This window comes from Streptomyces sp. NPDC053474, assembly GCF_044544845.1.
Classification (GTDB): Bacteria; Actinomycetota; Actinomycetes; order Streptomycetales; family Streptomycetaceae; genus Streptomyces.
The window spans coordinates 119,936-134,995 of the sequence record NZ_JBITXV010000014.1 but is presented as its reverse complement, the minus strand read 5'-3'; the positions used below and the strand labels follow the sequence as shown (position 1 = coordinate 134,995).

13 protein-coding genes and 2 tRNA genes are annotated in these 15,060 nt (G+C 71.3%); 11 read left to right on the top strand and 4 right to left on the bottom strand.

Annotated elements, in window-relative coordinates; all coding sequences use genetic code 11:
* Positions 1-194: 194 nt before the first annotated feature.
* Complete coding sequence (locus tag ACIG3E_RS30175) at positions 195-608, bottom strand: SsgA family sporulation/cell division regulator (RefSeq protein WP_003959770.1); 414 nt, start codon at positions 606-608, stop codon at positions 195-197.
* A gap of 191 nt (positions 609-799) precedes the next feature.
* On the opposite strand from ACIG3E_RS30175, the gene ACIG3E_RS30170 reads away from it, so the two are divergent.
* The 4 genes from ACIG3E_RS30170 to ACIG3E_RS30155 all read left to right on the top strand — a co-directional run bounded on the left by ACIG3E_RS30170 (position 800) and on the right by ACIG3E_RS30155 (position 2,209).
* Positions 800-1,246: a TIGR02611 family protein gene (locus tag ACIG3E_RS30170; protein WP_399622726.1), complete on the top strand. Its 447-nt coding sequence runs from the start codon at positions 800-802 to the stop codon at positions 1,244-1,246.
* 96 nt (positions 1,247-1,342) lie between these two features.
* Positions 1,343-1,414: transfer RNA gene (locus ACIG3E_RS30165), tRNA-Val, on the top strand.
* Between the two features lie 179 nt (positions 1,415-1,593).
* Positions 1,594-2,064: an SRPBCC family protein gene (locus ACIG3E_RS30160; RefSeq protein WP_399622724.1), complete on the top strand. Its 471-nt coding sequence runs from the start codon at positions 1,594-1,596 to the stop codon at positions 2,062-2,064.
* A 73-nt stretch (positions 2,065-2,137) separates the two neighbouring features.
* Positions 2,138-2,209: transfer RNA gene (locus ACIG3E_RS30155), tRNA-Val, on the top strand.
* Between the two features lie 62 nt (positions 2,210-2,271).
* On the opposite strand, the gene ACIG3E_RS30150 is transcribed toward ACIG3E_RS30155, so the two are convergent.
* On the bottom strand, positions 2,272-2,997 hold the full coding sequence (locus tag ACIG3E_RS30150; RefSeq protein ID WP_399622722.1) for a 3'-5' exonuclease: 726 nt from the start codon (positions 2,995-2,997) through the stop codon (positions 2,272-2,274).
* A gap of 167 nt (positions 2,998-3,164) precedes the next feature.
* On the opposite strand from ACIG3E_RS30150, the gene ACIG3E_RS30145 reads away from it, so the two are divergent.
* The 4 genes from ACIG3E_RS30145 to ACIG3E_RS30130 all read left to right on the top strand — a co-directional run bounded on the left by ACIG3E_RS30145 (position 3,165) and on the right by ACIG3E_RS30130 (position 7,746).
* Positions 3,165-3,731, top strand: a complete 567-nt coding sequence (locus tag ACIG3E_RS30145) for a DUF4365 domain-containing protein (protein ID WP_399622720.1) — start codon at positions 3,165-3,167, stop codon at positions 3,729-3,731.
* Positions 3,728-5,008, top strand: a complete 1,281-nt coding sequence (locus ACIG3E_RS30140) for a hypothetical protein (RefSeq protein WP_399622862.1) — start codon at positions 3,728-3,730, stop codon at positions 5,006-5,008. Before ACIG3E_RS30145 ends, ACIG3E_RS30140 begins: the two co-directional genes overlap by 4 nt.
* Positions 5,009-5,127: 119 nt before the next feature.
* A complete protein-coding gene (thrS, locus tag ACIG3E_RS30135; protein ID WP_399622718.1) occupies positions 5,128-7,107 on the top strand; it encodes a threonine--tRNA ligase in 1,980 nt (659 codons plus the stop codon).
* Positions 7,108-7,185: 78 nt separating this feature from the next.
* Positions 7,186-7,746 carry an HIT family protein gene (locus ACIG3E_RS30130; protein ID WP_399622716.1) on the top strand — a complete coding sequence of 187 codons (561 nt, stop codon included), beginning with the start codon at positions 7,186-7,188 and terminating at the stop codon, positions 7,744-7,746.
* A gap of 119 nt (positions 7,747-7,865) precedes the next feature.
* On the opposite strand, the gene ACIG3E_RS30125 is transcribed toward ACIG3E_RS30130, so the two are convergent.
* Both ACIG3E_RS30125 and ACIG3E_RS30120 read right to left on the bottom strand, forming a co-directional pair.
* Complete coding sequence (locus ACIG3E_RS30125) at positions 7,866-9,521, bottom strand: hypothetical protein (protein ID WP_399622714.1); 1,656 nt, start codon at positions 9,519-9,521, stop codon at positions 7,866-7,868.
* Between the two features lie 213 nt (positions 9,522-9,734).
* Entirely contained in the window at positions 9,735-11,942 is a 2,208-nt protein-coding gene (locus ACIG3E_RS30120; protein WP_399622712.1) for an elongation factor G-like protein EF-G2, read from the bottom strand.
* 260 nt (positions 11,943-12,202) lie between these two features.
* Here ACIG3E_RS30120 and pgsA point away from each other — a divergent pair, with 260 nt between their 5' ends.
* The 3 genes from pgsA to ACIG3E_RS30105 are packed head-to-tail and all read left to right on the top strand — an operon-like array spanning position 12,203 to position 15,047.
* Positions 12,203-12,877 (top strand): phosphatidylinositol phosphate synthase, encoded by a 675-nt coding sequence (pgsA, locus tag ACIG3E_RS30115; protein WP_399622710.1) that lies wholly within the window; start codon positions 12,203-12,205, stop codon positions 12,875-12,877.
* Positions 12,874-13,890, top strand: coding sequence for a phosphatidylinositol mannoside acyltransferase (locus ACIG3E_RS30110; protein WP_399622708.1), 1,017 nt, complete (start codon positions 12,874-12,876; stop codon positions 13,888-13,890). The genes pgsA and ACIG3E_RS30110 overlap by 4 nt, the downstream gene beginning before the upstream one ends.
* Complete coding sequence (locus tag ACIG3E_RS30105) at positions 13,887-15,047, top strand: glycosyltransferase family 4 protein (protein ID WP_399622706.1); 1,161 nt, start codon at positions 13,887-13,889, stop codon at positions 15,045-15,047. The genes ACIG3E_RS30110 and ACIG3E_RS30105 overlap by 4 nt, the downstream gene beginning before the upstream one ends.
* Positions 15,048-15,060: the final 13 nt, after the last annotated feature.

Sequence of the window (15,060 nt, the reverse complement as noted above, 5' to 3'; positions counted from 1 at the left end):
GGCCTGATGAGGGTCGGGCGGGCGCCCGCCTGATGCTGGCCGATGCTAGCGGCTCACGCCCTACGCGCCACGGCGCCGGAGCCGCGGAGTACCGCGGCACCGGCGCCGGTGTCTGCTGTGCCTGCTATGTCGTTGTCGTACCCACGCCGTCTCCCCGAGTCGGACGGCGCTGGGCGGCTCCCGGACGGGCCGGACTAGCTTTCGGCCAAAATGTGCGAGAGCTCCGTGTCGAGATCGAAGTGACGGTGTTCGGTGCCGGGCGGCACGGCCGCGTCGGTCCGCTTCAGGAACGATTCCAGGGCCCGCGCCGGGGCTTCGAGCAGGGCCTCACCCTCGGGGGAGCTCAGGGCGATGCAGACGACGCCCTGACCGTGGCTGCGGGACGGCCAGACTCGGACGTCGCCGGTGCCGGTGGGCCGGTGCAGGCCCTCGGCGAGGAGGTCGCGGGCGAACACCCACTCGACGGTCTCCTCGGCTCCGGTGTGGAAGGTGGCGTGCACGGCATAGGGATCGGCCGTGTCATACCGCAGTCCCGCGGGTACAGGCAGTGAGGACTCGCTCGACACAACGAGGCGCAGGTGCAGCTCGCAGCTGACCGTGGTGTTCATAAGCGCCAAGGCCTTTCGCTCAGTGTGCGCTCGGGGATTCGCACGTCGGCGAAATCGACATGCCACCTACGGTGCCGTTGTAAACCCCTCTGAGAGTTTTGGGTGTCTTTAGGTGGCTCGTATGGCGGACTGTCCGATTGGTTCGTACGGCCATTCCGGTGACGGGTTTCCGTCCGGTAGGGTTTGGCGGCATGAATACGGGGAGTAACGAGCCGCCGGTGGCCCAGGCGACCGAGGGCGCGGCGGGCACGGCCAAGCCCGAGAAGCCCTTCGGGTCGCGGGCGCCCGAGTTCGTCAAGGCGCGCCGCGCACTGCACCTGAGCTGGCAGGTCGGCGTCTTCATCGTCGGGCTCGCGGTCGTGGTCGTGGGCATCATCATGCTGCCGCTGCCAGGACCCGGCTGGGTGGTGATCTTCTGCGGCATGGCGATCTGGGCGACCGAGTTCGTCTGGGCGCAGCTGGTGCTCCGCTGGACGAAACGGAAGGTCACCGAGGCGGCACAGCGCGCACTCGACCCCAAGGTGCGCCGCCGCAACATCATCCTCACGGTGATCGGCCTGGTGATCGTCGGAGCCCTCGCCGGGGTCTACCTCTGGAAGTACGGCCTCGAGATGCCCTGGAAGATCAACGATCAGTGAGCAGCACCCCGGCGGGCTCCGCGAGCCCGCCGGGGACGTGCCCGGTCAGGTGGTCACAAGCACCCTCTGACATGGGGTAATGTTCTCTCTGCGCCCGGGCGATTAGCTCAGTGGGAGAGCGCTTCGTTCACACCGAAGAGGTCACTGGTTCGAACCCAGTATCGCCCACCCGGGATTGTGGCCCGGAGGCTGGAAACAGCCTCCGGGCCACTGTCGTATTTGACGCCCTTTCATGGAATTCGCGGACCGCCCCGAACCGTCCGGAATAACTGCTTCCTATTTCTTCGAGTTGACGCCTCGTCGGAAACCGGCGCACGGATCGCGGCCCCGGCGGCAGACTTGAAGCCATGGACTGGTGCCATTACCGCTTCCGCAGCCTATGGAATCTGCGCGCCGAGCCCGCCGTCGTCTACGCCGCGCTCGAACGCGTCCAGGACTACCCCGCCTGGTGGCCCCAGGTCCGCGAGGTCACCCCCCTCGACGACCACAGCGGCACCGCGCGCTTCCGCTCCCTCCTGCCCTACGACCTGGTGATCACCGCCCGCGAGCGGAGCCGGGACCCCGAGCACGGCGTTCTCGCCATCACCATGAGCGGCGACCTCGACGGCTGGGCCCGCTGGACCCTGACCCCCGCACCCGACGGCGGCACCCGCGCGCACTACGACCAGGAAGTCGACGTACGCAAACCCCTGCTGCGCCGCCTCGCCGTGCCCGGTAGGCCGCTCCTCCTCCTCAACCACGCCCTGATGATGCGCGCCGGAAGCCGCGGCCTCGCCGCCCGCCTCGACCAGGAAGGGCCGCACACGGCACGCCCCTGAGGGGCCCCGGTCGGCGGACGGGCGGGCGGTTTGAAGGATCGGCGCCCGGACCTGTATTGTTCAGTGCGTTCCCGGGCGATTAGCTCAGTGGGAGAGCGCTTCGTTCACACCGAAGAGGTCACTGGTTCGAACCCAGTATCGCCCACCCGGAGAATGCCGGTCCGTCACAGACGGACCGGCTTTTTCATGCCCCGGGCCCGTCAGGCCTCAAGCGGCCGCGGGCAGTTCGGGCCGCAGCGGCCACGCCGGGTCCACCGTCTCCGCCGACCCGCCGCGCGCGAACCACGTCTGCAACCCGCGCGCCTGCGCCGCGTGCCACACCGCCTGCAACGTATGCAGCTCGGCGGGGGACAGCCGGTCCAGGCGCGCCGAGAAGCGACGGCCCAGGGCACGGACGAGGTCCATCGCCGCCTGCGCGTCGGCCGCCGCGTCATGGGCGCCGCTCAGCTCCACCCCATAGAGCTCGCACAGGTCCGACAAGGTGCGCCGCCCCTTGCGGTACCGGTCCAGATGCCGGTCCAGGACCCGCGGATCGAGCACGCACAGCGGCGAGCCGCCCACATAGCGCGCGAGCGACGAGGCGCGGTGCCTGCGCAACTCCCGGTCCAGGAGCGTCAGATCGAACGGCGCGTTCATCACCACCAGCGGCCGCCCCGCCGCTCCCTGCTCGGCCAGCTCCCTGCCCATCTCCTCCATCACCGGCGCCGGCCAGCGGCCGTTGCGCTCCAGATGGTCCTGGGTCAGGCCGTGCACCGCCGTCGCCGCCGCCGGCACCGGCACCCCCGGATTCACCAGCCAGCGTGTCACTCGCGGGCGGGCCCCCGCGCCGTTCTGCACGACGACGGCGGCCGACACTATTCGGTCGGTCTCCACGTCGACACCCGTCGTCTCCGTGTCGAATGCGGCCAAGGGCCCCTCGTACCAGCACGTCATCCCGACGCAACTCCTCGTTCAGATGTGGCAGTTGACCTCCGCTCCTGCCTCAGGCAGGTGATACCCGGGCCGTTTGCGCCGAACCCGCCCAGGAGACAACACAGGTACGGAGCCGGGTGGTTGACGGCTCAAGCGCGTACTCCACCCGTTCGGAAGGCTTTCAGGACATGGCGCTCGCGCAGCCCGAACAGGGCGGGCTGCTGCCCGAGCGGATCGCACCGCCGCGCGGCACACTCGCCACCACTGCCTGCATGGAGACCCTTCAGGTGGGCTATCTGCACGCGGTCGCGGCGGCGGCCGGCTGCTCCCTCTCCCAGCCCTTTCCGGACAACGGCATCGACTGGCACGTCAGCCACAGCGCCCCCGGCCACACCGTCGACGACGAGGTCACCATCAAGGTGCAGCTCAAGTGCACCTACCAGATCCCGCCCCACCCCAAGGGCCCCACCTTCTCCTTCACCCTGGACAACGCCCACCTGGAGAAGCTCGCCCGCACCCCCGTATCGGTGCACAAAATACTGGTGGTCATGCTCGTGCCCCGGTCCCAGGACGACTGGCTGCGCGCCGGCCACGACCGCCTCGACCTGCGGCACTGCTGCTACTGGACCAACCTCGCCGGACACCCCGTCACCGGCAGACGGAGGACCACCGTCCGCGTGCCCACCGCACGGATCTTCGACGACCGCGCACTCTGCGAGATCATGACGCGCGTCGGCACGGGAGGGAGACCCTGATGCACCGCCCGATCGACGACCCAGCCTCCGTACGCGACGACGGCCCGGCCGCCGCGCACGCCGTACGGACACTCCGCGGCGTACGGCCCCGCCCCGCCGACGCCTCCACCACCCCCGACGTCTGGTCAGAGCCGCCCGACCCCGGCCACGTCGACCCCGCCGTGCTCGTCGCCCTCCTCCACCGGCACGGCTGGCGGCGCCGCGGCGGCGCCCCCGGACGCTACTCCCGCTGGACCCCGCCGGGCCCCGCCGCCCGCGGCACCAGCCTCCTCGTCCCCGAGAACCGCGCCTTCCCCGACAGCGACGACCTCATCGGCGAAGCCCTCACCGCCCTCACCCGCAGCTCCGCGCCATCGGCCCGCGACGTACTCGTGTCGCTCGCCGTACCCAGCGACGAGATCCGCTGGTGGCGCGACGTCCCCGGCGGCCCCGCGGGCACCGCCTCCTGGACCGCCGAGGAGCACCTGCGCGCCGCCGCCCGGCAGATGCTCCTGGCCGGGGCCCTCGCCGCGCGCGAGCGCGCCGGGTACTACGGCGCCCGGCACCGCCGCCCCGCCGCCGCGTCCCTGGAGAACATCCTCGTGGGACCCGCGCCGGGCGGGCGCCGCCTCACCGCCTTCGTACCGGTCTCCGCGGCCCGGCCACTGGCCGTACGGCTGCACCAGGCGCTGTACGCGGCCCGCGAGGCCGTCGACTACCAGCGGGCCACCGGCGGCATGGACGCCTTCGACACCGCCGTCGAGGCAGGCGTCAGCCACGAGCTGGTCGAGGCCATCGTCTCCCTCGTGCGCGGCACCGAGGGCGCCCGCGTCCACGTCGAGTGGTCGCCCGCGGCGGGCGTGCCCGAGGGCTGCGCGGCCACCACCGAGCCCGTCGAGTTCTCCCCGGGCGACCTCGCCGTCCTGCGCGAGGCCGGGGCCCGCTATCTGCGCGACGAGCCGTCCGTGCCGGTGCGGATCACCGGGGCCGTGGTGCGCATGCGGCGCTCGGGGCCGCGCGGCACGGGCACGGTGCGGGTACGGGTGCTCGCGGGCGCCGAGGTCCCGCACGTGCGGATGTCCCTCGACGAGGAGGCGTACCGCGTCGCGGGCCATGCCCATCTGGTCGGGCTGCCGATCCGGGTGCACGGCCGCCTGGAGAGCCGCGGCGGCTTCCGCAGGCTCACCGGGGCCACGCAGGTGGTGCCGGTACAGGTCGACGACGCCGACCGGGACCGGCTGCTGAAGTCGCTCCAGGAGAACCTCGACTTCTTCGAGGAGGCGTGCGGCACCGACTGAGGGCGGGCAGCGGGCCCCCGCCCGCGGACAACCGTTTCGCGGTGGGCCCCCGGGGCTCGGTACGATTCGTTGCGCGTGCAGGCGAGGACCTGCCGCACCCCCTCAGACAGGAGAGACCGGTGTCAGACGTCCGTGTGATCATCCAACGCGATTCCGAGCGGGAAGAGCGCGTGGTGACCACGGGCACCACGGCCGCCGAGCTCTTCGCGGGCGAGCGCACCATCGTGGCCGCCCGCGTCGGCGGCGAGCTGAAGGACCTCGCGTACGCCGTCCAGGACGGCGAGGAGGTCGAGCCCGTCGAGATCTCCTCCGAGGACGGCCTGAACATCCTGCGCCACTCCGCCGCGCACGTCATGGCCCAGGCCGTGCAGGACCTCTTCCCCGACGCCAAGCTCGGCATCGGTCCGCCCATCCGGGACGGCTTCTACTACGACTTCGACGTCAAGGAGCCCTTCACCCCCGAGGACCTCAAGCGCATCGAGAAGAAGATGCAGGAGATCCAGAAGCGGGGCCAGCGCTTCTCGCGCCGCGTCACCACCGACGACGACGCCCGCGTCGAGCTGGCCGACGAGCCGTACAAGCTGGAGCTCATCGGCCTCAAGGGCAACGCCGCGCAGGCCGCCGACGGCGCCGACGCCGAGGTGGGCGCGGGCGAGCTGACGATCTACGACAACCTGGACGCCAAGACCGGCGAGCTGTGCTGGAAGGACCTCTGCCGGGGTCCGCACCTGCCCACCACCCGGAACATCCCGGCGTTCAAGCTGATGCGCTCCGCCGCCGCGTACTGGCGCGGCAGCGAGAAGAACCCGCAGCTCCAGCGCATCTACGGCACCGCGTGGCCGTCCAAGGACGAGCTGAAGGCGCACCTGGAGTTCCTCGCGGAGGCCGAGAAGCGCGACCATCGCAAGCTCGGTGCCGAGCTGGACCTGTTCTCCTTCCCGGAGGAGCTGGGCCCGGGCCTCGCGGTCTTCCACCCCAAGGGCGGCGTGATCCGCAAGGTGATGGAGGACTACTCCCGCAAGCGCCACGAGGACTCGGGCTACGAGTTCGTGAACACCCCGCACATCTCGAAGGAGAAGCTCTTCGAGACCTCGGGGCACCTGCCGCACTACGCGGAGGGCATGTTCCCGGCGATCGAGTTCGACGAGCAGAACTACCGCCTCAAGGCGATGAACTGCCCGATGCACAACCTGATCTTCAAGTCGCGCGGCCGGTCCTACCGCGAATTGCCTTTGAGGCTCTTCGAATTCGGCACTGTGTACCGCTACGAGAAGTCGGGCGTCGTGCACGGCCTGACCCGCTCGCGGGGGTTCACCCAGGACGACTCACACATCTACTGCACCAAGGAGCAGATGGCGGAGGAGCTGGACAAGCTCCTCACCTTCGTCCTTGACCTGCTGCGCGACTACGGTCTGAACGAGTTCGAGCTGGAGCTGTCCACCCGCGACGACTCCGACAAGTTCATCGGCTCGGACGAGGACTGGGCCGAGGCCACGGAGGCGCTGCGCGCGGCTGCCGAGAAGCAGGGCCTGCCGCTGGTCCCTGACCCGGGCGGGGCCGCGTACTACGGGCCGAAGATCTCCGTCCAGGCGCGTGACGCGATCGGCCGGTCCTGGCAGATGTCGACCCTCCAGGTGGACTTCAACCAGCCCAAGCGGTTCGGGCTTGAGTACACCGCCGCGGACGGCACCAAGCAGCAGCCGGTCATGCTGCACAGGGCCTTGTTCGGAAGTATCGAGCGGTTCTTCGGCGTGCTTCTTGAGCACTACGCGGGCGCGTTCCCGGCGTGGCTCGCGCCGGTGCAGGCCGTGGGCATCCCGGTCGGGGACGCGCACGTGCCGTACCTCCAGGAGTTCGCGGAGGAGGCGAAGAAGCACGGCCTTCGGGTCGAGGTGGACGCCTCTTCGGACCGGATGCAGAAGAAGATCAGGAACGCGCAGAAGTCCAAGGTGCCGTTCATGGTGATCGTCGGCGACGACGACATGAACGCGGGCGCGGTGTCCTTCCGCTACCGCGACGGCTCGCAGGAGAATGGCATCCCTGTCGACGAGGCCATCGCCAAGATCCTGAAGGTCGTCGAGGAGCGCACCCAGATCTGACGCACGGGCGCGGCACAGGCCGACGGCGAGGGGCGGTCCCGTTCGGGGCCGCCCCTCGTCGTACTCGCGGTGGCGAATATGCTGGCCACCATGACGACTGAGCCGGAGCAGCAGATCGGAGTGGGGACGCAGGACGCGTTCCAGCGCCTGTGGACGCCCCACCGGATGGCGTACATCCAAGGCGAGAACAAGCCGACCGGTTCGGGGGCCGACGACGGTTGCCCGTTCTGCTCCATCCCGGCCAAGTCGGACGAGGACGGCCTCGTGCTCAAGCGGGGCGAGCACGTGTACGCGGTGCTCAACCTCTACCCGTACAACGGCGGGCACCTGATGACGGTCCCGTACCGGCACGTCGCGGACTACACGGAGCTGACGGGTCCCGAGACGCTGGAGCTGGCCGAGCTGACCAAGCAGGCGATGACGGCGCTGCGTACGGCCTCGGGCGCGCACGGCTTCAATCTGGGCATGAACCAGGGCACGGTCGCGGGCGCGGGCATCGCCGCGCACCTGCACCAGCACATCGTGCCGCGCTGGGGCGGGGACACGAACTTCATGCCCGTCGTCGGGCACACGAAGGTCCTGCCGCAGCTGCTCGCGGACACCCGCGCGATGCTCGCGAAGGCGTGGCCCGCGGTGTAGGGCAGCGCCCCGAAGGGGCGCGGGGCGGTATCGACATGCGGCTCCGCCGCGTGGGCGCGACCAGCCACGATGGACCGGCAGCCAACCGACGGCCCATCGTGGCAATTCCAGCGGAGCGCTTACGCGCCGTAGACGTCCGCCTGGCGCGGCATCGGGTCCTGGATCGCGCCGCTGAGGAACGTGGCGCGGCCGCTGAAGCGGTCGGTGTTCACGCCGTTCTCCTCCAGGACCTTGATGGCGGCCGTGTGGACGACGCGCAGGACCGGGGTGGCGGCGCGCAGCGCGTCGTCGGCCATGAAGCGGTGCCGCCAGGGCTTGTCCGCCCAGGCGTGGCGCAGGCCGAAGGGCTCGGGCAGGACGAGCTTGCCGCCGAGGTAGTCCAGGATCGGCGGGTACCAGGTGAAGGGGGCGCGGACGGCGAGGCGCACCACTTCCTGGGCGTCGACGAGCGGGAGGCTGCGCGTGGTGGTCTCCCAGAACTTGATGGTCTTGCTGACCGTCTTGGTCTTGGGCGAGGGCTTGCTGGTGAAGAGCGAGTGCACGGGGCCGAGGGCGTGGCCGGTGACTTCGATGCGCAGGGTCTCGTGCAGCACGGTCACCGTGATCAGCATGGTGATGACGAGCTGGCCGTCCCAGAGGGTGAACTGCACGCCCAGATAGTGGCGGTCGCCGCTGCCGAACTGCTGTTCGTTGCAGATGCGCTGTATTTCGTGGCCCTTGATCTGGAAGGCCTCGACGTCCGTGCCGGAGGGGCGGGAGACTGAGCTCGCGTTCTCCCCGACGGGGGTGACGATCCAGTGCCTTATCGACGGGGTGGTGAAGCCGCCGGTGTGCAGCGGGCCGCGCTCGAGCATGCGGAGCTGGTCGTGCACCGCTCGTACGACGTCCCAGCTGCGGAAGGGGTTGATCTCCTTGCCGTCCTCGCGGGGGACGAGCTCCTCGGCGAGCTGCCAGCTGCCCCAGCGGGTGCCCATGCCCAGTATTCCCTTGGGGCCCGCGTAGAAGACGGAGTTGCTCTGCTGCTCGGCGGAGAGGCGGGCGAGGCCCTGGCGCAGGCGCTCGGCGGAGGCGTCGCCGGGGCTGCCGGGGACGGCTTCGGGGATCTTCGCGCCGATGCCGCCGCCGGAGAGGAGGGCGCTCCACCGCTCGCGCAGGTCCTTGGCGGTGCCTTCGGCTATGTGCTTGGCCCAGAACCAGCCGATCACGGGGACGACGGGGCACAGGCGCAGATACCAGGCCAGGAGGCCGCCGAAGGGCAGTTTGACGAGGAGGATGACCACGACGACGCCGATGGCCACGAGGAGGGCCGTGGCGATCGCCTGGGTGCGCTTGTCCTTCTGCTTGGTGATCCAGCGGCGGGCGGTGAAGACGAGCAGCCAGGCGAACAGGCCGGGCAGGAAGAGCAGTCCGCACACGGCCATGACGAGGGTGAGCCAGCTGTCGCGGTGGCGGCGGATGCCGGTGGCGGCCAGGCAGTGCTCGACGACCGACTGGGGGTCGATGCCGAAGGCCTGGATGAGGGGGCTGCGGGCGCCGCCGAGCATCCGCACCTGGACGGTTCTGGCGAAGGCTTCGCCGAGGCTCGGCTTGAACAGCGACCACAGGCCCGGTTTCACCACGGACTTGTGCCAGTCGCTGTTGGCCTTGAGGATCTCGTCGACCTCGCCGTCGCGGTATGCCGCGGAGGCCAGGGCGTGGGTGGCCGCGGTCTGTCCGGCGGCGCCGGAGAGTGGTACCTGGGCCCCTGGCCTGAAGTCGAATGCGTCGTCCGCCACCTGCCGCCCCCATCGCCGCGTCGCTGACCGCCGCGGCCCTTCCCGATTGCGTTGTTTCCCGACTGCGCGGCCCGGCACACCTGTTGACCTGGCCGGTACGGCTGTTGATCAGGTCATCAGCGTATCGGGGCCCACCGACATCCGTCAGGGGTCGGTCGAATGCCGCCCGCGAGGGGGAGCCGGAGCGGGCGGCATTCGGCCAGTGGGGCCCAACTAGGCGGAGTCCTGGGCCTGTTCGCGGATCCTCTGGGCCAGCTGCGGGGGCATGGGTTCGTGCCGGGCGTAGCTGCGGCTGAAGCGGGCCGTGCCCTGGGACAGTGACCTGAGGTCGACGGCGTAGCGGCCGATCTCGATCTCGGGCACCTCCGCGCGGACGAGGGTGCGTCCGCCGGGTGCCTGTTCGGTGCCGACGACGCGGCCGCGGCGGCCCGACAGGTCGCTCATGACCGCGCCCACGTGCTCGTCGGAGATGAGGACCTGGACGTCGGCGACGGGTTCGAGGAGGTGGATGGTGGTGCCTGCGGCGGCTTCGCGCAGGGCGAGGGCGCCGGCGGTCTGGAAGGCGGCGTCGGAGGAGTCCACGGAGTGGGCCTTGCCGTCGAGGAGCGTGACGCGTACGTCGATGAGGGCGTAGCCCGCCGCGACGCCCTTGGCGGCCTGGGCGCGGACGCCCTTCTCCACGGAGGGGATGAACTGCCGGGGCACGGCCCCGCCGACGACCTTGTCGACGAACTCGATGCCGCTGCCGCCGGGCAGCGGCTCGACCTCGATCTCGCAGATGGCGTACTGGCCGTGGCCGCCGGACTGTTTGACGTGGCGGCCGCGGCCCGCGGCCTTGCCCGCGAAGGTCTCGCGCAGGGAGACCTTGTGCGGGATGACGTCGACCTGGACGCCGTAGCGGCTGCGCAGCCGTTCCAGGGCCACGTCGGCGTGGGCCTCGCCGAGACACCACAGGACGACCTGGTGGGTGTCCTGGTTCTGTTCGAGCCGCATGGTGGGGTCCTCGGCGACGAGGCGGGACAGGCCCTGGGAGAGCTTGTCCTCGTCGGCCTTGCTGTGGGCCTGGATGGCGAGGGGCAGGAGCGGGTCGGGCATGTCCCAGGGCGCCATGAGGAGCGGGGTCTCCTTGGCGGAGAGGGTGTCGCCGGTCTCCGCGCGGTTGAGCTTGGCGACGCAGGCGAGGTCGCCCGCGATGGCCTGGGAGAGGGTGCGCTGCTGTTTGCCGAAGGGGGCGGAGAGGGCGCCGACGCGCTCGTCGACGTCGTGGTCCTCGTGGCCGCGGTCGGCGAGGCCGTGCCCGGAGACGTGCACGGTCTCGTCGGGGCGGAGGGTGCCGGAGAAGACGCGGACCAGCGAGATCCGGCCGACGTACGGGTCGGACGCCGTCTTGACGACCTCGGCGACCAGGGGGCCTTCGGGGTCGCAGGTGAGGGCGGGCCGGGGGGCGCCGTCGGGGGTGGTGACGGTGGGCGCGGGGTGCTCCAGGGGGGTCGGGAAGCCGCCGGTGATCAGTTCCAGGAGCTCGACGGTGCCGATGCCCTGGCGGGCGCCCTCGGCGGCCGGGGCGGCGGCGAGCACCGGGTGGAAGATGCCGCGGGCGACGGCCCGCTCCAGGTCGTCCACGAGGGTCTTGAAGTCGATCTCCTCGCCGCTGAGGTAGCGGTCCATGAGGGACTCGTCCTCGCTCTCGGCGATGATGCCCTCGATGAGCTTGTTGCGCGCCTCCTCGACGGCGGGCAGCTGGTCGGCGCCCGGCTCGGACTCCTTGCGTTCGCCCGACGCGTAGTCGTACACGCGCTGGGAGAGCAGTCCGATGAGTCCGGTGACGGGTGCGTGGCCGTCGGGTCCCGTCTCGCCGTGCAGCGGCAGGTAGAGCGGCAGGACGGCGTCGGGGTCGTCGGCGCCGAAGGCCTCGGCGCAGGTGCGGGTCATCTGGGTGAAGTCCGCGCGGGCGGATTCCAGGTGGGTGACGACGATGGCCCGGGGCATGCCGACGGCGGCGCACTCCTCCCAGACCATGCGGGTGGCGCCGGTGATGCCCTCGGCGCCCTCGGCAGCCGAGACGACGAAGAGGGCCGCGTCCGCCGCGCGCAGACCGGCCCTCAGCTCTCCGACGAAGTCGGCGTAGCCGGGGGTATCCAGGATGTTGATCTTGTAGCCGCCCCATTCGACGGGGACGAGGGACAGCTGGACCGAGCGCTGCTGCCGGTGCTCGATCTCGTCGTAGTCGGAGACCGCGGTGCCGTCCTCCACGCGGCCTGCCCGGTTCACCGCCCCCGCGGTCAGCGCGAGGGCCTCCACCAGGGTCGTCTTGCCCGATCCGCTGTGGCCGACCAGCACCACATTCCGTACGGACGCGGGATGGTCGGCCGTCGCTGCCCTGCCGGCGGCTCCGGGGTGTGCGTTCGCCTTGTCGCCCATGCCTTGGCCTCCCGGTTACGTGCGTGGTGAGGAGGCACAGCCCCCTCGGGGATGCTGGCTTCAGCGCGGACACGCGGGAACCGCGTGCGGGGGCGGCTCCGACGACGCCCGCGGTGCTTTCGAGCTTTCCACTTGCGTCACTGTGCGTCCATACGTCGTACGCGATCGTGAGGGGGCGAGCCGCCGTGTCCGGGGCGTGACTACGATGGGCCAGCCGGTGGCCAACGGGGCCGCCGTGCGCACCGACCCTCGGGAAGGCCATGCTGAACAAGTACGCGCGTGCGTTTTTCACGCGTGTCCTCACGCCGTTCGCCGCGTTTCTCATCCGTCGCGGGGTCAGCCCCGACACGGTCACGCTCATCGGTACGGCCGGAGTGATGGCGGGAGCGCTGGTCTTCTACCCCCGCGGGGAGTTCTTCTGGGGCACGGTCGTCATCACGCTGTTCGTGTTCTCCGACCTCGTCGACGGCAACATGGCGCGTCAGCTCGGCCGCTCCAGCCGCTGGGGCGCGTTCCTCGACTCGACGCTCGACCGGGTCGCCGACGGCGCGATCTTCGGCGGCTTCGCGCTCTGGTACGCGGGCTCGGGTGACGACAACGTCCTGTGCGCGGTCTCGATCTTCTGCCTGGCCAGCGGCCAGGTGGTGTCGTACACGAAGGCGCGCGGCGAGGCCATCGGCCTGCCCGTGGCGGTGAACGGCCTGGTGGAGCGCGCCGAGCGGCTGGTGATCTCGCTGGTCGCCGCGGGCTTCGCCGGTCTGCACAAGTTCGGGGTTCCGGGCATCGACGTGCTGCTGCCCGTGGCCCTGTGGATCGTGGCCGTCGGCAGTCTCGTCACGCTCGTGCAGCGCGTGGTGACCGTGCGCCGCGAGTCCGCGGAGGCGGACGCCGAGGCCGCGCGGGACGGCGCCCAGCGGAGCGGGACCGCTTCATGAGCCGCGCCGCGGAGAAGCTGACGGACGCGCTGTACGGAGTGGGCTGGAGCACCGTCAAGAAGCTTCCCGAGCCCACCGCCGTGCGCCTGGGGCGCGGCATCGCGGACCTCGCGTGGAAGCGGCGCGGCAAGGGCGTGCTGCGCCTGGAGGCCAACTACGCGCGCGTGGTGCCCGACGCCACGCCGCAGCGCCTCGCGGAGCTGTCCAAGGCGGGCATGCGGTCGTACATGCGCTACTGGATGGAGTCCTTCCGGCTTCCGGCGTGGAGCGAGGACCGCATCAAGAACGGCTTCGCGCCCCAGGACCTGCACCATCTGACCGACGGCCTGGACAGCGGCAGGGGCGTCATCCTCGCCCTGCCGCACCTGGGCAACTGGGACCTGGCGGGCGCCTGGGTCACCACGAAGCTCAAGACGCCGTTCACGACCGTGCAGGAGCGGCAGAAGCCCGAGTCCCTGTACGACCGCTTCGTGGCCTACCGCAGCGGTCTGGGCATGGAGGTCCTGCCGCACACCGGCGGCTCGGCCTTCGGCACGCTGGCCCGGCGGCTGCGCGCGGGCGGGCTCGTCTGCCTCGTCGCCGACCGGGACCTGTCGGCGTCCGGCGTCGAGGTGACGTTCTTCGGCGAGAGCGCGCGGATGCCCGCGGGACCCGCCGCGCTCGCCCAGCAGACGGGCGCGCTGCTCCTGCCGGTGACGCTCTGGTACGACGCGTCGCCGGTGATGCGCGGCCGGGTCCACCCGCCCGTGGAGGTCCCCGCGACGGGCACCCGCGCGGAGAAGACGGCCGCCATGACGCAGGCCCTCGCCGACGCCTTCGCCACGGGCATCGCCGAGCACCCGGAGGACTGGCACATGCTGCAGCGCCTGTGGCTGGCGGACCTGGATCCGGCGAAGGCGCCCTCCGCGGCGGGGCGCGCGCCGTCGGCACAGGGCGCGGGGTCGCCGGAGGGCGCGCGGTCGCCGGAGGGCGCGCGGGAGGCGGCCGGGCCCCGGGGCGAGGGGACGCCGTGAAGGTCGGCATCGTCTGCCCGTACTCGTGGGACGTGCCGGGCGGCGTCCAGTTCCACATCCGCGATCTGGCGGAGCACCTCATCCGCCTGGGGCACGAGGTCTCGGTCCTCGCCCCGGCGGACGACGAGACCCCCCTGCCGCCGTACGTGGTGTCGGCGGGGCGTGCCGTGCCGGTTCCGTACAACGGCTCGGTGGCGCGGCTCAACTTCGGCTTCCTGTCGGCCGCGCGGGTGCGCCGCTGGCTGCACGACGGCACCTTCGACGTCATCCACATCCACGAGCCGACGTCGCCCTCCCTCGGCCTGCTGACCTGCTGGGCGGCGCAGGGCCCGATCGTGGCGACGTTCCACACGTCCAACCCGCGCTCGCGGGCCATGATCGCGGCGTATCCGATCCTGCAGCCCGCCCTGGAGAAGATCAGCGCGCGCATCGCGGTCAGCGAGTACGCCCGCCGCACGCTGGTCGAGCACCTGGGCGGCGACGCCGTGGTCATCCCCAACGGCGTGGACGTCGACTTCTTCGCCGAGGCCGAGCCCAAGCCCGAGTGGCAGGGCATGACGATGGGCTTCATCGGCCGCATCGACGAGCCCCGCAAGGGCCTGCCGGTCCTGATGAGGGCGCTGCCCCGGATCTTCGCCGAGTGCCCGGAGGCGCGTCTCCTTGTCGCCGGGCGCGGGGACGAGGAGGAGGCCGTGGCCTCGCTCCCGGCCGAGCTGCGCGAGCGCGTGGAGTTCCTCGGCATGGTCAGCGACGAGGACAAGGCGCGGCTGCTGCGCAGCGTCGACGTGTACGTCGCGCCGAACACGGGCGGGGAGAGCTTCGGCATCATCCTCGTCGAGGCGATGTCGGCGGGCGCCCCGGTGCTCGCCAGCGACCTCGACGCCTTCGCGCAGGTCCTCGACCAGGGCGCGGCGGGCGACCTGTTCGCGAACGAGGACGCGGACTCCCTCGCGGAGGCCGCCGTACGCCTCCTCGGCGACGCCCGGCGCCGCGAGGAGCTGCGCGAACGGGGCAGCAAGCACGTGCGCCGCTTCGACTGGTCGACGGTCGGCGCGGACATCCTGTCGGTGTACGAGACGGTGACGGACGGCGCGGCGGCGGTCGCGGCGGACGACCGCACGGGCCTGCGGGCCCGGTTCGGCCTGGCCAGGGACTAGGGCCTGTCCGGTG

Coding starts and splice junctions, on each gene's coding strand:
- ACIG3E_RS30175 (WP_003959770.1), bottom strand. CDS start 608: ATGAACACCACGGTCAGCTGCGAGCTGCACCTGCGCCTCGTTGTGTCG.
- ACIG3E_RS30110 (WP_399622708.1), top strand. CDS start 12,874: ATGAGCCGCGCCGCGGAGAAGCTGACGGACGCGCTGTACGGAGTGGGC.
- ACIG3E_RS30120 (WP_399622712.1), bottom strand. CDS start 11,942: ATGGGCGACAAGGCGAACGCACACCCCGGAGCCGCCGGCAGGGCAGCG.
- ACIG3E_RS30130 (WP_399622716.1), top strand. CDS start 7,186: ATGCTGGCCACCATGACGACTGAGCCGGAGCAGCAGATCGGAGTGGGG.
- ACIG3E_RS30160 (WP_399622724.1), top strand. CDS start 1,594: ATGGACTGGTGCCATTACCGCTTCCGCAGCCTATGGAATCTGCGCGCC.
- ACIG3E_RS30150 (WP_399622722.1), bottom strand. CDS start 2,997: ATGACGTGCTGGTACGAGGGGCCCTTGGCCGCATTCGACACGGAGACG.
- ACIG3E_RS30170 (WP_399622726.1), top strand. CDS start 800: ATGAATACGGGGAGTAACGAGCCGCCGGTGGCCCAGGCGACCGAGGGC.
- pgsA (WP_399622710.1), top strand. CDS start 12,203: ATGCTGAACAAGTACGCGCGTGCGTTTTTCACGCGTGTCCTCACGCCG.
- ACIG3E_RS30145 (WP_399622720.1), top strand. CDS start 3,165: ATGGCGCTCGCGCAGCCCGAACAGGGCGGGCTGCTGCCCGAGCGGATC.